Here is an 18,618-nt window from a genome sequence, read left to right as displayed (position 1 = left end):
TGGGGGCGGTGAACTGCGGCCCCGACAACCGCTGCGCCGAGGCCTGGAACAGCGTCACATCCCCCAGAAGTGCCACGAATTGTTTCGGATAGGACTTGCGCGACAGAGGCCAAAGCCGAGTGCCAGACCCGCCACAAAGAAGAACCGGAGTAATCATAGGATATCTCTTCAACCCCGCAGTAAATCAAACGAGGTATCCCCAATCCGACACATGTTATCAAGGCAAAACTGGTATGTAATCCTGAACTAAGGGGGCATCTTTGCCTTAGGTGTTCAGTCCCGGCCCGTAGCGGCCAGTAAGGTGCCCCCAGATTAAAAGACGCTCTGCTTGGTAATTTCGGAGGCAAGTTCACAGGCTCAAGCTGTTCGTGCCGTCAGTGTGAGAGCGCTTGACGGTTGCCTTTTTGGTCGTGCGGTTCCTGCATACGACCCGCTCACCTTTTGGAAATTGGACCTCCCAGATCGGTTGCTGATCCTTGTAACTCTAAGGTCGCTCCAGCCTGATCAAGTCACGGCCAGTGACTCGCGCCTCAGCCGGGGGGGCTGATCCGCGCTACCGTCATGGCACAGTCCGCTTTCAGAGCGGCGAGATCGATGTCTCCCGACAAGGCTTCGCCGACGATCCGGTCCAGAAGACCTTGTTCCTTGAGATCGGCGGCCACCGCATGTCCCGCCCCGGAAAACACGTAATGGTTTATATTATCCCGAACCGGGAACAAACTTGCGTGTTTCCGATCGAGCCCGCGCCCTCCGGAAAACAGGACATACCGGCTCTCCGGGACGAAATACGCGCCGGCGTCCCGAATGCGATAGCTGTCGATCCTGTCGCGATACTCGGACCAGCGGTGCTCCCATGGAACGATCTGCAGGTCGACGCTGAATTGGGGCACGAAGGCGACAACCACGTCGATGGGCATGAAGGCCGACATTACGATGGCCAGAAATCCGCCCATGCTGTTGCCAATGGCGCAGGTCGATCCAGTCACGGCAAAGGGGGCGAGGACGCGCGCCACCTCTTCGAAATCGATCCGATTACCCCAGGAGCGGGTCTTGTCGGTGACGAAGATGAGGTTGTCGAACCGTCGCCCCGCGCCGAAGAATTCGGCTTTTTGCACATCTACCCCGCCCATGCCATGGCCGATCCCCGTGAAAGATACCAGCGTACCCCCTCCAGAGAGGACGGGCGCAGGCGCGCGTGACGTGATCCTGAGGTCCGCGGTTTCAAGCAGGGTGTGCATAATCTCGTTCCGAATGGCCGCGACGACAATGGCATAGTGCCGAGGGGGCCTTGTGTTTGCACATTGGTGCCTGGCGATGTGACTCGCGTCTCAAGCACAGTCTCCCAATCACCCGGGTTTTCTGAGCCTCAGGCTTAGAGATGCCGAAAGATAATCACCCGGCCCGAGCTTCTTTTCAAGCCGCTCCAGGTAGCTTTCTAGCGGGTCGCGCCCTGCCAGATACGCCTCTTCCAGCTTCGTGTTGCGATGTGAGCGAAGCGCTACAATCTCAAGCTTTGAGGCTTTGACCATTTTCACATAGGCATCGTGATGAACCTGATTTTGTTCGTCCGATTGATAGACGAACTTGACGATTTCGTCCGCAACCTCGGCTGCATGCTTGCCTTCAAGTTCTGCGCGCAGATCTTCAGGCTCCATCAGAAGATGGCAATAGGGCGGAAGATGCGGTGGTTGGTTATAGACATGGCGCTCGGGTTTTCTCACCCACAGATGGTGCCCCCACATGCAAGACCAGACTGGCCCAAATGTCGTAATAAACGCCCCACCCGGTTTAAGAACGCGATGAATTTCCTCCAACGCTTCTTCTATTCCACGAACATGTTCAAAAACTGCATAAGACACAGCCAGATCAAAGCTGTTATCGGCAAAATCAGTGTGCCGTATATCACCCAGGCAAAAGGACGCGTTCGGCGCGTCGATCGACGGGTTGCCGATGATGTTGATCCCGACCACTTTGCGAACCAAGGGTGCCAAAGACTGCAGCATTCCACCGTGCGCATCCGAACCAATCTCAAGAACATACGCCTTTGCCGGGTCGGGGCAGTGCTCAAGGAGATTTTTCGCGATGGAGTCATAATCTTTCATGTGTTCCACTCCATGGAATTGTTGCCATTCCATCTACACCGCACAGAACAGACTATATTTCCGATCCGGAGGTCTGCGGTTTCGAACAGAAAGTGCATGAGCGGGTTCTGGTCCTGAAAAAATCTGAGTCCTGCTTGCCGCTGGGTTTCGTCTATGGTGCTTATCTTTGGACTTGGTCGTACTGGTGTTGTACTGGGCTGCTGAGTTCCCGCAGGAATCGCTTGTACAGCCCCCATTTGGCGTTGCGGGTGACATAGGCACGCAGATCGTCGCGGCGTGGCACGAGGGTCTGCTCCAGATCGTTCGCCCGCTCCTTAAGACCGGCAAGGGCCTTTGCCTCGGGTGTAGACAGGCCGAGAAAGGTGAACAGCCTGTTGATCTCGGTAGCGGATTTGAAGATGCTTTCATATTCCACGACACAGAACTTTGCGCGCACGGCCTCGGGCAAGGCCAGCATCGCGTCCAGCCCTTTGTTCCACTCCTCGATCGCGGTGCGATAGTCCTTGTTGAAACTGTCAGCGGGGTTTTCACTGCGCTCTTGGTAGCTCTCCGCGACGGACAGCGGATTACGGATAATGAAAACATGTCTCGCCTCGGGAAAGGCCGTCAGGATCTCGTCGAATTGCAGGTAGAGCAGCGGGTATTTATCGCCGATGATCTGCGCCCTCTCATATCGCTCGCGCAGCTTCTTGGCGTCCTGTATGCCGAAACCACCTTTCGCGTGGGTGTCGTTCTCCTGCACGTCAAGAAATCTGTCCGCATCAAAAAAACTGCTGTCCAGCCCACCCTTCTTGTAACGACTGAAGTAACGCTCCATACCGATCATCACGGCGGGATTGAGGTTCAACATTCGTACGAGGGCACTGGTGCCGGAACGCGGCGTGCCTGATACGAAAAGTAATTCTTTTACCATGATCTTCCCGATAGTTCCCCGAGCCAAATATATATCGATTCTAGATACAGATCGGGCCGGTCTGCAATCCAAAAGCGGGTACCACACCCTGCCTGTTGCATAATGGTTGATCGGGGTCCGCCTCGCCGCTGACGCCCGGCTAGAGCCGCCCTGTCCAGCGTTCGCGCTCGGCCAAGAGATCCTCCAGCGGCATGTTCTCGATCAGGCTGCGATCGAGATCAAAACTGAGCCCAGTGTTGAAACGCATTTCCCGCGTGATCAAATCTCGAACCGGATACTGATCGCCCCAGGCCTCCTCCAGCATCTCGAGCCGATCCTTGAGGCGGTCGGTGAAATCCGAAGAGGCCCCAACCGCAAAGGGTTTGCGGGCAATGACCATGTCGTCATAGGTGAACCGCGCGCCTTGCTGGCGGGCGCGGGTGAAGAAATGCAGGTCGCCCGAAATCTTGTACCGGGTGTCATATTCCAGTGCCTGCATCAGGTTTGTGCGAATGAAAGCGGCCTGGTGGTCGAACGTGGACCCTGCCCAGAACTGATCAGGAGGCCTATAATTGTGCACTTTCCCCGTCTCGTCGCTGAGCGCCTTACCTGACCAGATGTCGTCCGCTTGGGGGTCGATCCTCTCGGCGACACGCCCCAGAACGCCGCTATCTACAAAGAAATCCGCCGCGTTCATGAAGATGCAATACTCCCCGGTGGCCCGCCGCAGCGCCCGGTTCATCGCATCATAGATGCCGCCATCGGGCTCGATCGTCAGGCTGTCGATCAAACTGCCGAACCCTCGCAACACATCAGAGGTGTGGTCGGTCGAGGCCCCGTCCTGCACGATGATCTCGAAATTACCATATGTCTGGGCAAAGACGCTTTGCAGGGTGCGGATCACGCCGGGCGCATCGTTTCGAACAATGGTGATGACCGAAAAGCGTATCATGCGGAGACTTCCTCTCGCAGGTTTTCTGCAACAAACTTATCCAGGGAAGCGGCGTAGTCCATATTATCCATGGCGCAGGTATCCCTGCGCGACACGTGCTCGGCAAGACGCACCAAATCCAGCCCCCGCGCGATAAAGGTTTCCAGTGCTTGGCGGCTTCGGACAGCAACATTGCGATCCGCGAACCGGCCAATCATCGCATCATACGATTGCAGGATCGCTTCTTTCGGTAGGTATGCCTGCCCAAGACCGGACAGGAAGATTTGCGACAGCGCCCGGGCGTGAAGCCCGTCCTCGACGCCCGACAATCCCGGGCTCAGCCGGTTATAGACGGTGCCAGCCGTGCCTTGCGCGCGGATCCACGCCCGGCTGCGCGCAGCGAGCCGCAGCTTGAATTCCCAATCTTCGTAGAGATGGCGGGTCATGTCATAGCCTCCCGCCTCGAAATAGAGCTTGCGCGAGAGGGTCATGTCGCGCGGGATCTGTGGTGTGCGCGCCATCAGGGCCGTCCACGCCTCGGCGCCGGTCCGGCCATCATAGGCGGCGACGCTTTGAACGTGGCTTTGGCCCGGGCGCACCACCAGAATATCGCTGAAAGCGACCGCGCTTTCGTCACCGGCGAGGGCGGTAGCCTCCTGCGCGTTCTTGCTCGGCCAATAGAGATCGTCGCCATCGAGTTGGGTGAAGAACTCCGTCGTCAGCGCCCGGATTCCGAGATCGCGTGCCCCCGAAGGCCCGAGATTGGACGGCAGGGCAAGCACGCGCAGATTGCTATAGCGCGTTTCCAGCTCGGCCAGAATCTGCCTCGAATTGTCGGTTGACTTGTCGTCGACCACGACGATCTCGTCAAAAGGCAGGGTCTGATTCAGGCAGGACAGCACCGCGTCGGCGACGGTGTTCTGGTTGTTGTGGCAGGTGATCACGGCACCGAACCGCTTGCCCCCCTTGATCCTGGCCACGCTCTCGGCGGGTTTGCGCATTTCCGCCGGATCGCCCTTGTGATGCTGCGCGATCATCTCCGCGAGATCGACCGGATTGGCGGGGCGCTTCGCCAGCGACAGGAACGGGCTGCCGGCCCCGTTGAGCATCATGCCGCGCAACTGGATCGGGCATTTGCGCCCCAGGTCGCTGCCCGCAATCGGAAAGGAGAACCGCCCGCCCAAATAGCGCGAGACGGTCTTGTCGGTGCGCGCGAGCGCGGCTTGCGCGCCAAGGCGCGGCACCAGCACCTGATCGGTATAATAGTCGATCTGCGGGCCGAGAACGCGGATGTCGTGTTGGGTCAGGCTGGTGGCCTTGATGGTCGGGCCTGCGGGTTTGCTCAGCCCCATGAACATGCCCAGATTGCGCAGGCCAACGAAATCCATCAGCGCCTCGAGCATGGCTTCGGGCTTCTCCTGAAAGGCTTCGTAACAGAAGGGAAAGACATTTTCGGGATAGTCCTGCGCCACCGCGAGGGTCTCTTCGGTAAAGGCCTGCCACCACTGCGCATACCACTCGACGCTCAGATCCGGCTGGCCGAGGCGGGTGACATCCGCGCCGCGCGCAGCCAGCTCATCGCGGAACCGGGGCCGGTCATCGGGGTGAAATTCCTCGCCGAAGAACGAAAACATGCCGAGGCTGGAATTGATCGTGTCGACCGGGTTGCGCAGGCAGGCGACGATCCGCAGATCGGGAAAGCGCGCAAGATAGCTGCGCAGACGCCCCGAGCCGCGGATCACCTTGGTCAGATGCGCGTCCGGTGCTTGCTGCGGGTCGCGGTCCCAAGGGGCGTCGAACAGGTGATCGACAAACGGATCATGCAACGGATGCCCGCCCTCAAGAAACAGCGGCACGCCGGTATGCACCATCAATCCGAAATGGTGCAGTTGCGACATATCAAAGGGATTGCCCTTGGCCTCGGGGCTGCGGATGTTCCACAGATAGGGCTCATAGCGGAAATTCACCCGGCGATCAGCCAGCAGCAAGAGCTTGGCAATTTGCTGATAAATCAGAGTCGTCCCCGAACGACCGATGCCGCTGACCGCAATGCGTTGCACCGCCGGGGCCATGTTGGGCGCGTCCTCCAGCAGGTCTTCGTGGCCCGGTGCGATGGTCCTGATAAGCGCCCGTAGCAATGCCGTGCGCTCTTCGGACAGATCCCCACCGCTCTCGGCCGCCTCGCGCCGCGCCGCCAGCAGGGCGTTGATCGCGCGATCCTTGTCCCCTGACAGAGCGTGCTCCTGAGCCGCGGTCACGGCATCCCAGAATGGCATTTTACGGTCTGACAACGCCATTTTACCTTCCGTCCTTACGATCAAACTAAACTTAGAATCAAATTACGACGTTAACATTTCGCCCACAGTGAAATTGGATTTTTTCTGCAGGTGCAACATGATCCTGCCGATAAACACAAGAACCGCTTAAATTGAGGAAACTCTGCGCCAATATTCCAAAAAACCGCTATAAATTCAGCAAATCCTTGCATTCACATACCTGGAAATAGGATTCGGTTCCGTCGATTGCGGTCCAGATCCGACAGGGTGCATTCCCCCTATGAGGGCATCGCGACGAGCCAAGATGACGTCGGCCGCATCTGAGCGAGGCGGAAACATCCATGCAGAAGTTAAAGGTTTTGGCTGGATTTGGCAAAATGTCATTTCCGAGTTGTTGGTGCGGCATTGCCAAGTTGCGTGATCGTGGGCGCAAGGGTGCGGGGCGTGACCGCTCATGCGGCCATCTCTAGCGCATATTCGTCCCACAGGCTGAAGGCGTCGGCCCGTGCGTGGCGGTTTGAAAAGACGGTGAGACGATAGCGGCGTGGGCAGAAGAGGGTGTTAATCTGGTCATGGGCGGCGAGGAATCTCTGTGCCTGTCGTTGGGACTTAAAGCGCCCCATGATCTTCTCTCGCCTTCGCGTTGGTCGGTGTGAGCCCTCGATCCGGTTGTTCAAGCCCTTGTGTGTCCGATGGTCCGCGCCGGGCGCGAGCTTGCGGATCGGCGCAAAGTAGCTGCGCAGTTTGTCGGTGACCACTACGCGGGGCTGGCCGAACTGCGCGATGAGCCTTGCCAGGAAGCGCCGTGCCGCCCGGGCATTTCTGCGGGTTTGCACAAGAATGTCGAGGGTGTCGCCATTGGCATCCACAGCCCGCCAGAGCCAGTGCTTCTTGCCCCGGATCGGAATGACAACCTCGTCGAGATGCCACTTGTCCGCCGACTCGGTCGGTCTCGCCGGATGCAGCTGGCAAAATGCGCACCAAAGCGGTTGACCCAAAGCCGGATGCTCTCGCGGCTGACAAACACGCCGCGCTCTGCCAGAAGGTCCTCGACGTCAGCCGTGCTAAGGGCGAAGCGGTGCCAGGCCCAGACGGCCTAGGCAATGATCTCCCGGGGAAAGCGAAAGCCCTTCAGGCGCGGCATGGATGATGGCATTTTCACCCCAAATCCAGTAGCAGGAGTTTCACGACACGACAACTTGGCAATGCCGTATCAGCGCCTCTCTCGGCAGATGCAGAGCGTTGCCGGCTAAAAGTTGGGTACGCCCGCGAACCTTTCCAGCCCGAGGCGGGCATTCCGGCCTGCCCGCTATCAAGACTCTTGATCGTCGGTTTCGGGTCATTCGTTCTTCGGCGGGACCAAAGCAGGCAGCTTGTGGGTTGACGAGAGATGCAATGCTGGCCGTGCTTGACAAGTTTTTCGGCCACGGAAATTCTGATAAAAGCCAAGATGATTGGCATTCATGAACACGTCACAAGTGCTGTAACCTTTTTCGTGATTATTTCAACATTTCATAGACGTATCGTTGATGCGGCAGATATTTTCCGGGGATGGGGGGTAATGTTTTGAGCTCACTTGGCTTGCGTCCGACCAAGAAGACACAAATTCTGTGGGCCGCAGCGGACCTTTTGAAGGAACAAGGCCTTCAGGCGCTTTCCTTTGAGGGGCTGGCCGCGCAATCTGGTTTCTCACGGCAGCTTGTCAGGTATTACTATCCTGATCTGGAGGGCCTAGTGAGCGATCTATGCGACCATCTGGCTGGCACCTATCGCGACGCCCTTGTTGCCGGAATCGTCGAAGTCGGCGACGTTGAACGCCTCGACTTCTTTCTCGACTTCTTCTTCGATCTGGCCTCGGACCATCGCATGCCGGACAATCTCAAAGCCTATGATGCGATGTTCGCCTACGCGGTCGGATCGAAACGGGTGCGCAACCGGATGTGCGATCAGTACAAGACCCTCGGTCAGGTCGTCAGCCATGAGTTGGGAATCGTTCACCCGCATCTCGATGCGCAGGCCTGTGAGGAGTTGTCGTTTCTCTTCGTTTCTCTCATGCACGCGCATTGGAGTTTCGTGGCGAGCCTCGGCTATTCGCGCGAGCACAGCCGTCTTGCCCGGACCGCGATGGACCGTCTGATCACCTCTTATGTCAGCGATTCGCGGCCCGCAGCCGCGATGCAGCGCCCCTGGGACCGGGACGGTTGATTTTCATAACGAAAAAGTAGGGCATGTTTTTGGTGGTCGGAGCGCATCGGTCGCTTGATTGCGCCGCCCGCGCGGGACTGGGCAATGTGTTGATTTTTCTCACGAGGCGGAACCCGCGCCATGCAACTCGAGAAGCTTTCAGTTGGCTTTTCAAAGGGAAAAAGCGCCTGAAAACCGCTTGTTATAAGCTTCATAGCTTAGATATCCTTGTCCCTAGCGGTGCTTTGGCCGCCGGACAGCCCCTCAGACGGGCGCGCTTCGGCCCGGCCCGCAGACGAAAGACGGTTTGATGTGGGGGAAGGTGGACGCGGTTCGGGGGATTGTCCAACCGTGACGCGGGACGGGCCTGTAGGGGCCAAGCTGAGCCGCGTGGCAGATGACAGACGCAAGGCGTGAGTTGCGGGCGATTTCGACCCCTGCGCGCCACTGCGGCCAGAATGTCCAATTCCGATGGAATTGCATGGCTCTTTAGATCTGGGGGATTTTAAGATGGGCTGGTTTTGGGGAAAGCGCTTTCATTTCGGCACTAGGACCGACGACCGCATCACGGGTAGCAGTCGATCCGATATCGTCTTCGGTTTCGGCGGCGATGACGAGATCAGCACTCGTGGCGGACGGGACAAGATTTTCGCCGGACACGGCGACGATACGATCCATGCAGGGGCGGGCAATGATTTCGTTGCGGCAGGCCGGGGCGACGATCTGATATTCGACGGCGCGGGGTCGGATACCGTCAAGTCGGGGCATGGCGATGATACCGTCGTCTTCGTGTCCCGCGACAACATCGGCTATCACGACCGGTTCGATGGCGGCAGAGGGCAGGACACGCTCCGCCTGGAATTGACCTCGCAGGACTGGACCGCGGATGTTCGCGAGGAGGTGCAGGCGTTTCTTGAATTTGTCGCCGCCAACACGCGGACGAACGGCGATACCAACGGGCGCGGCTTCACATTCGACACGCTCGGCCTGACAGTCAGGCGGTTCGAGAAGATCGAGGTCTTGGTCGATGGCGTCCTTGTGGACCCGACAGGCGATGGCAATACGCCGCCGACCGTCGGCGAGGCGCTTACCGCGTCGATCGCCGAGGACAGTGCGGCCGTGATCCTGTCCCTTCTGGAGGGGGCCGAGGATGCGGATCAGGATCCCTTGAACGTCGAGGACCTCGTGCTGCTCAGCGGCGATGATACCGGCATCAGCCTCTCGTCGGACGGCAATAGCCTTCTGGTCGATCCCTCTACCTATCAGCGACTGGCCGCCGGTCAGACGGAGGTCGTGGACTACTCCTATCTGGTTTCCGACGGCAATGGCGGGACCGTCGCGCAAACCGTCACGATCACCATCACCGGCACCAACGACGCGGCGACGATCAGCGGGGAGCGTTCGGGCGCGGTGGAGGAGGACGGCACGCTGCGCGCTTCGGGCGGCCTGACGGTGGCGGATGTAGACAGCGGCGAGAGCGGTTTCGTGGCGCAGGAGGGCACGGCGGGCACCTTTGGCACCTTCGACATCACGGCGGATGGCGCGTGGACCTACGCGCTCGACACGACCAACGCCGAGGTGCAGGCGCTCGGGGCCGGGGCCACACGGAGCGAGCGTTTCGACGTGGTTTCGCGCGATGGCACGGCGGTTGAGACCGTCACGATCACCATCACCGGCGCCAACGACGCGGCGACGATCAGCGGTTTGCGCCCCCTTTCCGTGCAGGAGGACGGCCTGCTGAGCGATAGCGCCACGGTCACGGTCACCGATCCCGATCAGGGCGAGGCCGCGCTGATCGGCGGGACAATCGCCGGTGCATTCGGCAGCTTCACTGTCACGAGTGACGGCACCGTGACCTATGATCTCGACAACGATCTGCCACCGGTCCAGGCCCTTGGGGCGGGCGAGAGCCTGACCGACAGCGCCACGATATCAACGGTCGACGGGCAAACCGCGCGAGTCACGGCGGAAATCCTCGGGCGGGATGAAACGCCTGTCGACCCGGTGTCGGCTAGCTTGCGGCTGACCGACGATACCGGTCGCGCGACGGATGACGGGATCACCTCGACCTTTGCCTTTGACGGCACGCTCTCGGGGCTGGGGCAGGTGACGCGGGCGCGTCTCGAGATCAGCACGGATACCGGGCTCGTCATGGTCGATATCCTGCCGCTCGTCGCGCCTTCTGGCAGCTTCAACGTCGGTGAGGCCGCGATCGAGGCCGCCTTTGCCGATGCCGGGGCCACGCTGGATGACGGATTTCACCAGGCCAATGTCACCCTGTTCACCTCGGACGGCTCCATTGTGCAATCGGATTTCGTCACCGTCGTTCTGGACAGAACGGCGGCCTCGGTCGTCTCGGCACCACAGGGGGCCGACTTCGCGGATCGCGCGCCGGACCGGCTTTTTCTCAGCTTCGACGAGGCCATTGATCCGCTCAGCCTCGATGTCTCCGATATCGTCCTGACCGATGACGCCGGCGCGCGGATCATGGTCGGCTCGGTCGTGGCCAACGGTGCGAACGGTCTTCAGGTCAACCTTGCGCAGACGCTCGACAACGGGGCATATCAGTTGTCGATCACGGGGGACGGGGTCGCGGACAATGCCGGGAACCGGACGACCACCGAAACGCCGGTCGACTTCGCGGTATCTGCACCAACGCGGATCGTGTCGATTGCTCCTTCGGACGATACCGATCTTGTCAATCTCGACCGCAAGATCAGTATCCAGTTCGACCGGCCTGTCGATCCCCGCACGATCACCAGTGAAAGCTTTCAGATCTTGGCCCCTGACGGCGCACAGATCGAGGGCGCGCTGCGGCTGTCGTCAGACGGTCTTAAGGCAAGCTTTTTCCTCGCGGAAGGCACCCTGCTGCCTGCTTCGAGCACGGTACGCATTCTGATCGACGGTACGCAGATTCTGGACACGGCGGGGCAGCCTGTGGATGCCGATGGCGATGGCATTGCCGGAGGCACCCGCATCACCGATTTCGAAACCGTCTCGGTCACGCCAGTGCCGGACACCAATATCGAGGGTTTCATCTTCGACAGCAATCGCCGTGGACCGGACGGCGAGGATATTCCGCTCGAAGGCGTTGTCGTTTCGGTTGTCGGCTTGCCCGGGGTCTTTGCAGTCACCGACGAAACTGGTCGCTTTTTCCTCGAGGATTTGCCGGTGCCGGATGCGTTTCTAGAATTCGATGCCACGGCTGTCGAGGCGGAGTCGGGCTTTCGCTACGGCGCAGTTACCAAACCGGTGCACACCATCGCCGGTCAGACCACACAGATGGCGCTGGCCGACGGGACCCCCTTCAACATCTACCTCGCCTCGCTGTCGACAAGCGATGCCGTCCCGATCAATACTGCGGGCGAAACGACAGTTAGGCTCGGGGCGGACGGACTGGCTAACCTCGCCGGTCTCTTCCCGGAGGTCGACCCGGCGCAATGGGAAAACCTGACCGTCACGATACCCGAGAACTCGCTGTTCTTCGATGACGGGACACCGGCGACCGAGGTCACGATCCTGGCCTTTCAGCCAGACCGGATCCCGGCCCCGCTGCCGCAGGGCTACGATCCGGATTTCGTCTTCACGCTGGTTGCGGGCGGGGCGGAGAATTTCGACAGCAACGCCCAGGTGACATTCCCCAATCTCGATGATCTGCCGCCCGGCGCAAGGCGACCCATCCTCAGCTTCGATCACGACGCGGGCGAATGGGTCCAGACCGGCACGGCGGTGGTGTCCGCCGATGGCAGCGTTCTGACCACCGAAGGCGAAGGCGGGGTGAACACGCTGGGCTGGAAGTTCCTTGGCCCGACCGCGATATCGCAACATACCGAAGGGCCCACGTCCGGCCCACCGCCGGGGGGGGGCGGCACGCCGCCTGTGCCGCCCAACATCACGCCCAGCAATATCGGCCTGCCGGACAACCGCCTCAACGGGTTGACCGAGGCTGGCGAAGAAGTGGTGAACGGGATTCGTAACTTTACCGCCAGCCAGATTCAGGCTGGCCTCGCTGTGGTTGCGGTTGGAGATGCAATCGCCCCGACCGAAGCCGCCCCGAACCCGGTCGATGCAGCCGTTGCCGGATTACAGACGACACTTGGTCTGACAGCGACCGGGCTGGACCCCGATTCGGAGATCACACCCCTCACGATCGCGGATGCCGGGGTCAGTACCGCGGCAAGCCTGACACCTGGTGTCGACACTCTCTTCAACGTGAAGGGCGCCTTACAGAACGGCAGAGACGCGATACAGAACTTGACCGATGCGCGCGACAACTTCACGGGATTTCTCGGCGACGTCGTCTATGCCGCCACGGCCGACAGCCCCTCCGAGGTTTTTGGCGACCGGGCGCGCGATATCGCCGCGAATGGCCCCGTCGGCCCGTCGGCCAATGACATAAACCGAGCGCTGAACCCCGACGCTTTTCCCGACGCGCCCAGCCCGGAACCGCAGAACTTGCGCTCTTTCAGCGGAGATCTCGCGGCGCCGCTTGGTTTTTCAAGCCTCAGCGTGGTGTCCCTGTCCGAAGACAATGTCCTGCTGCCGCTGGTCGAGGACACCATCCTCGCGGCGCAGGAGCAGATCATCGAGCAGGGGCGTCTGGCCAATCTCAACGGTGTGCAGATGCTGCAATCGTTCCTGATCCGCGACGGTCAGCGCATTTCGGCGGGCCTCGATCCCGACAGCCCGGCGCGTCAGGCGGTGACCGATGCGCTGGACGCGATTGCCGGGATTGTACCGGCCTTCGACCGTGCGATTGCCGACGCGGCCGACGCGTTTCGCATGTCGGTCTCGATGGTCGACACGGAGATGCTGGGCGTTGAGGCCTCGATTGCGGCGTTTCAAGAGGCCCAGAATGCCTATGCGGCGCAGATAGGCGCGGCCTTCGCGACCTTCAATGCGGATTATGCAACCCTTACCACCGAGGTCGATGCAGCGATCACCCGGACCTTCAACGAGACCAACGGGACGGTGCTCGATCTGTTCGACCAACTGGCGGCGGCAGTCGAGTTCTACGACCGACAAATCGCCATCATAGACGACTATGCCGCGCTGGTAGAGCAACTCGGGTCGCTCGACGGATCGCAACAGGGCCTATTGGACCTTGAGGCCAACGCCAAGGCGCTACTGGCCGATATCACGGCGTTCCTTGATGATCTAGGGCTGGCGGGTGCCGCCTCGATCACGTCGCTGAGCGCCGCGCTGGCAGACCAGTCCAAACGCGTTACCGACCAGATCGACCTTGCGCTGACCCCCTTTGTCGACAGTTTCAACCCGCTTTTTGCGCAAGCCATTCTTGACGATGGCACCGTCTTGCGCGCACGTCTGGCCCCGGGCGAGGAGTTCAGTATCAACGGGCCAGTCGGCACGGATGCGGTCATCCGTTTCTTCGATCCGGCGACCAACCTGTTCAGCGAGCGCACGATCACCTTTGGTGAGGACAACACGACCGGGCGATCGGTGCTGTCTATCGTGCTGACCGAGGACCGTGACGGCGACGGCATACCGGATCTCGGCGAGGAGGTGATCGGCACCGACCCCGACAGCGCCGACAGCGATGGCGACGGCACGCTCGACGGTGTCGAGATCCGCACCGGCGCCGTTTCCGCCAACGACCCGGGCACTCTGCCGACCGGGATCATCGGCTCGGTCGCGCTTGAAGGCGCGGCCCGTGACGTGGCCGTCATACCCACGGCGGGCGCACCCGGCCAGAACTTCGCGCTGGTCGCCGCAGGCACAGGCGGGCTTGCCATCGTTGATGTCGGTCAGGCGACCGCGCCCAGCCTTGTGCGCCAGATCGCATTGCCGGGCGAGGCGGTCTCTCTCGATGTCGATGCCGCCGCCGGTCTGGCGCTGATCGCAGGAGGCGCGGCGGGCTTGCATGTCGTCGATGTCGGAACACCATCCGCACCGCTGCTGCTGCGCACGATTGACGGTCTCGGCCCGGTGAGCACCGTTACCGCGCTCGGTGGTCTGGCCATCGTCGGCGGTGCGACATCGCTGGCCGTGATCGACCCCGGCACGGGTGCGATCCTCAGCAATGTCGCGATCGACGCACCTTTCCGCGATGTAAATATCGACGATATCGAGGTGGTCGGCGATATTGTTTATGTGATCGAACGCGGCGCGCGCAACGATATCGCTGCCGACCGGTTCGAGGTGTCCGCTACGTTGGTCGCCTATCGTCTCGATGCCGGTTCTCTGATCGAACTCGACCGGCTCGATCTGCCGGTTCCCGTCGAACGCAAGATCGAGCCGGAGCCGTTCAAGCTCTTTGTCGATGGCGGCACAGCCTACGTCTCCAACGGTCTCGAAGTCACTGATATCTCGGATTTTCGACCACTGGAGCGCGGCGGTTATCTAACGGTCTCGGTTGCCGATGCAGAGGATCTGAGCCTGATCTCAGACATCGACACGGGCGACGTGCAGGCCGCGAACTTTGAGACTGTAACCAACGGTGCCGGTCTGGTCGTTACCGCTGCGGGGTCTTTCGGGATTCAGCTATTTGATGCGGGTGATCCCGGTAACACCTTTGACCCGCTCACCGTGTTCGACACGCCGGGTAACGCGTTAGGCGTCGTGATGTCGGGCGGGCTAGCCTATGTGGCAGACGGCGCGGGCGGTTTGCAAATCGTAAATCTGGTCAGCGAGGGGCCGGGCAATACCGCGCCCGTTGTGACCATATCGCTGGCCGACAGGGTCGATATCGACCCTGATACCGCCAGCGTGCAGGTCGCCGAAGGCAGTGTGATCCCGGTCGACTTGACCCTTACGGATGACGGGCAGATCAATCGTATCGATGTCATCGTGGATGGCGAGATACAATCGACGCTATTGAGCCCGCCATTTTCCCCGCTGGTGCTGGCCCCCACCCTCGCCAAGGGCGAGACCGCGCGGGAGATGACCATCGAACTCCTGGCAACCGATGCGGGCGGGCTGTCTGGCCGGTCCATGATCCTCACGGTCGAGGTGGTCGCGGATACGGTCGGGCCGCAGATCGTGACTTTCGGTGTGAGCGAGGGGCAAACCTTCGTTCCCGACCGCGCCACCACCATCGAGGTGGTGTTCGACAGCCTCGTCCTGGCCGAAACCGTCAGCCCGGGCTTGTTGAGCGTGAGCCCCGCATTGGGCGGCACGGCCATTCCGGCGCAAAGCGTGACTCTGCAATCGCGGACAGATGGGACGACCACCGCGATCTTCGTCATCGACGGATTGCCGACGGGCGATTACGTGATCGAATTCGATCCGTCGGGCGTAAGCGACCGTAATGGTAACCTCTCGCCGGAGACCGTGATCGCGCGCTCGGCGGTCGTCGAGCCGTTCACCAATATCTGGACCGCGACCGGGGACGGCGACTGGAGCGACAGCACCAACTGGAGCGCGGACGCCCTGCCGGGGTTCGCGGATCGCGTGCTTGTCGATACCGCGTCGGGCGCGACCGCAGCGATCACCTCCGCCGTCGCCCCGATAGACAGCCTGCTGAATCAGGGCTTTGGGCGGCTGGACATCGACGCCACCGGGTTCGGCACGGTGTTCGAAGCGCAAAATCTGGACAATGACGGCGTCTTCAGCCTGCGCGACGGACGGGTCGAGATCGCCCGGGGGTTCAGCAACGGGGCGCTCTTCGAGGTCTTGGGCGATGGTCGCCTGGAATTCACAGGCACCAATCTGGTCAATACCGGCACCCTCCGGATCGGCGAGGGAATGTTCGGTTCTGGCTCGAGCGGCAATGGATCCATCGACCTCGAAGGCGGTTCTGTCTTTCTCACCGGCGGCGGCACTGTCGCGTTCGATGCCGACCAGACGGGCTTCGCCGGGAACATCACCGGCATATCCGATCCCAACAGCCAGACCTTTACCAATGTCGACAACACCATCACTGGCACCGGCACGATCGGCCCGGATTTCGGGTTCGTGAACGGGGCCGACGGGGTGCTGCGTGCTGGCGCGGGGGATCGCCTCGTCGTCGCGGTCAGCATGTTTGAGAACGACGGGCTTGTGATCGCGGAGGCAGGCGGCGAGGTGGCGATCGACTCGCGGCAGTTCCTGGGCTCTCCGTTCGCGTTCCGCACGTCCGGCACGCTCGACAATTTCGACGGTGTGCTGCATGCCGATGGTGGCCTGATTGACTTGTCCGATACGCTGGTGCGTGGCGGCACGATCCGCACGTCGGACCAAGGGGGGCAGGCCGGGCTGATCCGAGTCGGCAATCCCGATAACGGTCTTGACGGCGGCTTTGCGGGTTTTGAGGGTTTCCTCGGACAGGTCGAGGCCGAGGCCAATATCGACGTGGTGGCCGATATCAACATCACCGGCAACTTCAACAACAGTGGTGTCATGCGGATTGCCGACAGCGCGACGGTTAGCGCGGGCAGCTTCTTCTTTGACTTCCAGCTCATGCAGATCGGCGGCGGCGGCACCATCGAGATGCAGTCGGACCCGCTGTTGGGTGCGCGGGCGGCGCTACGGGTCGGGGCCAACATCACCGAAGAATTGCCGGAGGGCGAAGTAGACGAAGGATCGTTCTTCGATACAACTTTCCTTGTCGATATGGGGTCTATCCTGCTGCGTGACCATACCATACGGGGCGCGGGTCTTGTCGGGATCGAGGATGTACCGCTCTACCTCGAAGAAGAGCTGGGGTTCAGCGATCTCTTTCCTGAGCAGTTCCTTGACCGGACTATCTTGGAGAACCCCGATTTTTCGGGCGATCTGTTCGAGGCGCGGATCACCAGCCTGATCAACCTCACTATTCTTGAGGAGAGCCGGATCGTGGCCGACAGGCCCGGCGAGGCGCTGACACTTGCCAATGCGTCGGTATTTTCGCTCGGCGAGATGTCGGCGGTAGGCGGCACGCTGGAGTTCATCAACTCCGACGTGCAGAACCGTGGTCAGATGACCGCTACCGAGGGCGGTTCGATTGTGGTTTCGGTGATCGACTCGTTCTTCAACGCCGAGAGCTTTTTCAACCAAGGCACGATCACCATCGACGGCGGCGATTTCGAGACCGATCTCGCAGTCCTAAGTATCGGCGATATCTCGATACTCGACGGCAGCGCGACCTTCCGCAACGGTATCGACATGTTTGAGGATTTCGATAGCGGCCTGCTGCCCGAATTCAAGATCGGGGATGCTGATGTAGAGGTCGCGGGGGCAGTCAACGCCAATACGACGATGGACCTCGGCGCAGGCGCGGCCTCGGTTTCACTGCTGGATGCCGGGCAATTTGCGGGCGCATTCCGGTCTTTCACCGAGGATGACGTGATCATTTTCAGGGAGTTCGCCTCGGCGGCCTCGGTCACCTTGACTGGGCAGGTGTCAGGTCAGGATATCGTGCTTGAACTCGACGATGGCGTGACGCTGTTCTCGACCCGGATTGCGGACGCTGCGTTTCAGGTTGTCTCGGAGGTCAGCGACCTGTTTGTCTTGAACGACACCGCAGACGGGGAGGTCGTGTTGACCACGCTGCTCCAGGATCCCTTCCTCTAGCGGGACCCGCAGTGTCAAACGCCGTGCAGCGGGCGTGTTGCATGGATGGGCGTAGGTTCTGTCGCAAATTTCAAGGCAGGTAGGAGTGGGCAAAACTTGGGGTATTGTCGCAAGGTTTTGGGTTCCTTGGTATCCCCGAATATGTGAGCATTGTCAGTGAGTTGGTAAAAGGCGGTTGACGTGATCGATTTCAATGGCGTGCATTATCCGAGGTCGGTGATCCTGCATGCGGTGTTCTTCTATGTTCGTTACGCCGTTTCCTACCGGGACCTTGAAGAGATCCTTGCGGAGCGCGGCGTCGCGGTTGACCACGCCACGCTCACCCGATGGGTGGTGAAATTCGCACCACTCATTGCCGATCGGGCCCAGGCGAGAAAGCGCACGACAGCCAAATCCTCGCGAATTGATGAGACCTACATCAAGGTGAAAGGGCGCTGGACTTACCTCTACCGTGCCGTAGACCGCGATGGCCAAACGCTTGATCTTATGCTGTCCGAGCGTCGGGATCTGGCTGCCGCACGGCGCTTCTTCAAACGGGCGATCGGCATCAACGGCGTACCCGACCAGGTCGTTATCGACAAGAGCGGCGCAAACCTGGCCGGCCTGCAGGCGGTAAACGTGATCCTGAAATGCACCGGCGAAGGCCGCACGGTCGGGAACCGACAGGTCAAATACTTGAACAGTATTCTTGAGCAGGACCATCGCTTCATCAAGCGGATCACCGCCCCGATGATGGGCTTCAAG

At 60.6% G+C, this 18,618-nt stretch carries 9 protein-coding genes and 2 pseudogenes; 4 read left to right on the top strand and 7 right to left on the bottom strand.

The window, feature by feature from the left end; translation table 11 throughout:
- The 7 genes and pseudogenes from ROSMUC_RS14475 to ROSMUC_RS14445 all read right to left on the bottom strand — a co-directional run.
- On the bottom strand, window positions 1-157 hold a 157-nt coding region (locus ROSMUC_RS14475), incomplete at its 3' end, for a sugar phosphate nucleotidyltransferase (protein ID WP_245875190.1).
- A gap of 373 nt (window positions 158-530) precedes the next feature.
- Window positions 531-1,238, bottom strand: a complete 708-nt coding sequence (locus tag ROSMUC_RS14470) for a hypothetical protein (RefSeq protein WP_037274574.1) — start codon at window positions 1,236-1,238, stop codon at window positions 531-533.
- Between the two features lie 108 nt (window positions 1,239-1,346).
- Window positions 1,347-2,102 carry a class I SAM-dependent methyltransferase gene (locus ROSMUC_RS14465; protein ID WP_037274572.1) on the bottom strand — a complete coding sequence of 252 codons (756 nt, stop codon included), beginning with the start codon at window positions 2,100-2,102 and terminating at the stop codon, window positions 1,347-1,349.
- Window positions 2,103-2,262: 160 nt separating this feature from the next.
- A complete protein-coding gene (locus tag ROSMUC_RS14460) occupies window positions 2,263-3,015 on the bottom strand; it encodes a sulfotransferase family protein (RefSeq protein WP_037274570.1) in 753 nt (250 codons plus the stop codon).
- Between the two features lie 139 nt (window positions 3,016-3,154).
- Complete coding sequence (locus ROSMUC_RS14455) at window positions 3,155-3,946, bottom strand: glycosyltransferase family 2 protein (protein ID WP_052115386.1); 792 nt, start codon at window positions 3,944-3,946, stop codon at window positions 3,155-3,157.
- Complete coding sequence (locus ROSMUC_RS14450; protein WP_102105973.1) at window positions 3,943-6,222, bottom strand: glycosyltransferase; 2,280 nt, start codon at window positions 6,220-6,222, stop codon at window positions 3,943-3,945. Before ROSMUC_RS14450 ends, ROSMUC_RS14455 begins: the two co-directional genes overlap by 4 nt.
- A 431-nt stretch (window positions 6,223-6,653) precedes the next feature.
- Window positions 6,654-7,363, bottom strand: a pseudogene (locus ROSMUC_RS14445) (IS6 family transposase).
- A gap of 389 nt (window positions 7,364-7,752) precedes the next feature.
- Here ROSMUC_RS14445 and ROSMUC_RS21410 point away from each other — a divergent pair.
- From ROSMUC_RS21410 to ROSMUC_RS14430, 4 genes and pseudogenes are all read left to right on the top strand, one after another.
- Window positions 7,753-7,929 (top strand): annotated as a pseudogene (locus ROSMUC_RS21410) (TetR/AcrR family transcriptional regulator); the annotation flags it as partial.
- Window positions 7,930-7,935: 6 nt separating this feature from the next.
- Window positions 7,936-8,406 (top strand): TetR/AcrR family transcriptional regulator, encoded by a 471-nt coding sequence (locus ROSMUC_RS14440; protein WP_245875191.1) that lies wholly within the window; start codon window positions 7,936-7,938, stop codon window positions 8,404-8,406.
- Window positions 8,407-8,895: 489 nt separating this feature from the next.
- Window positions 8,896-17,874: a VCBS domain-containing protein gene (locus ROSMUC_RS14435; protein WP_170062577.1), complete on the top strand. Its 8,979-nt coding sequence runs from the start codon at window positions 8,896-8,898 to the stop codon at window positions 17,872-17,874.
- 180 nt (window positions 17,875-18,054) lie between these two features.
- A partial coding sequence (locus tag ROSMUC_RS14430; protein WP_037274565.1) for an IS6 family transposase occupies window positions 18,055-18,618 on the top strand: 564 nt, incomplete at its 3' end.

Source organism: Roseovarius mucosus DSM 17069 (genome assembly GCF_000768555.3).
In the GTDB taxonomy this organism is placed as follows: domain Bacteria; phylum Pseudomonadota; class Alphaproteobacteria; order Rhodobacterales; family Rhodobacteraceae; genus Roseovarius; species Roseovarius mucosus.
This window is presented reverse-complemented; position numbering and strand designations above follow the sequence as displayed.

Bases quoted from the DNA above. Each gene is read 5' to 3' on its own strand.
- ROSMUC_RS14470 (WP_037274574.1), bottom strand. From the start codon at position 1,238: ATGCACACCCTGCTTGAAACCGCGGACCTCAGGATCACGTCACGCGCG.
- ROSMUC_RS14465 (WP_037274572.1), bottom strand. From the start codon at position 2,102: ATGAAAGATTATGACTCCATCGCGAAAAATCTCCTTGAGCACTGCCCC.
- ROSMUC_RS14460 (WP_037274570.1), bottom strand. From the start codon at position 3,015: ATGGTAAAAGAATTACTTTTCGTATCAGGCACGCCGCGTTCCGGCACC.
- ROSMUC_RS14455 (WP_052115386.1), bottom strand. From the start codon at position 3,946: ATGATACGCTTTTCGGTCATCACCATTGTTCGAAACGATGCGCCCGGC.
- ROSMUC_RS14450 (WP_102105973.1), bottom strand. From the start codon at position 6,222: ATGGCGTTGTCAGACCGTAAAATGCCATTCTGGGATGCCGTGACCGCG.
- ROSMUC_RS14435 (WP_170062577.1), top strand. From the start codon at position 8,896: ATGGGCTGGTTTTGGGGAAAGCGCTTTCATTTCGGCACTAGGACCGAC.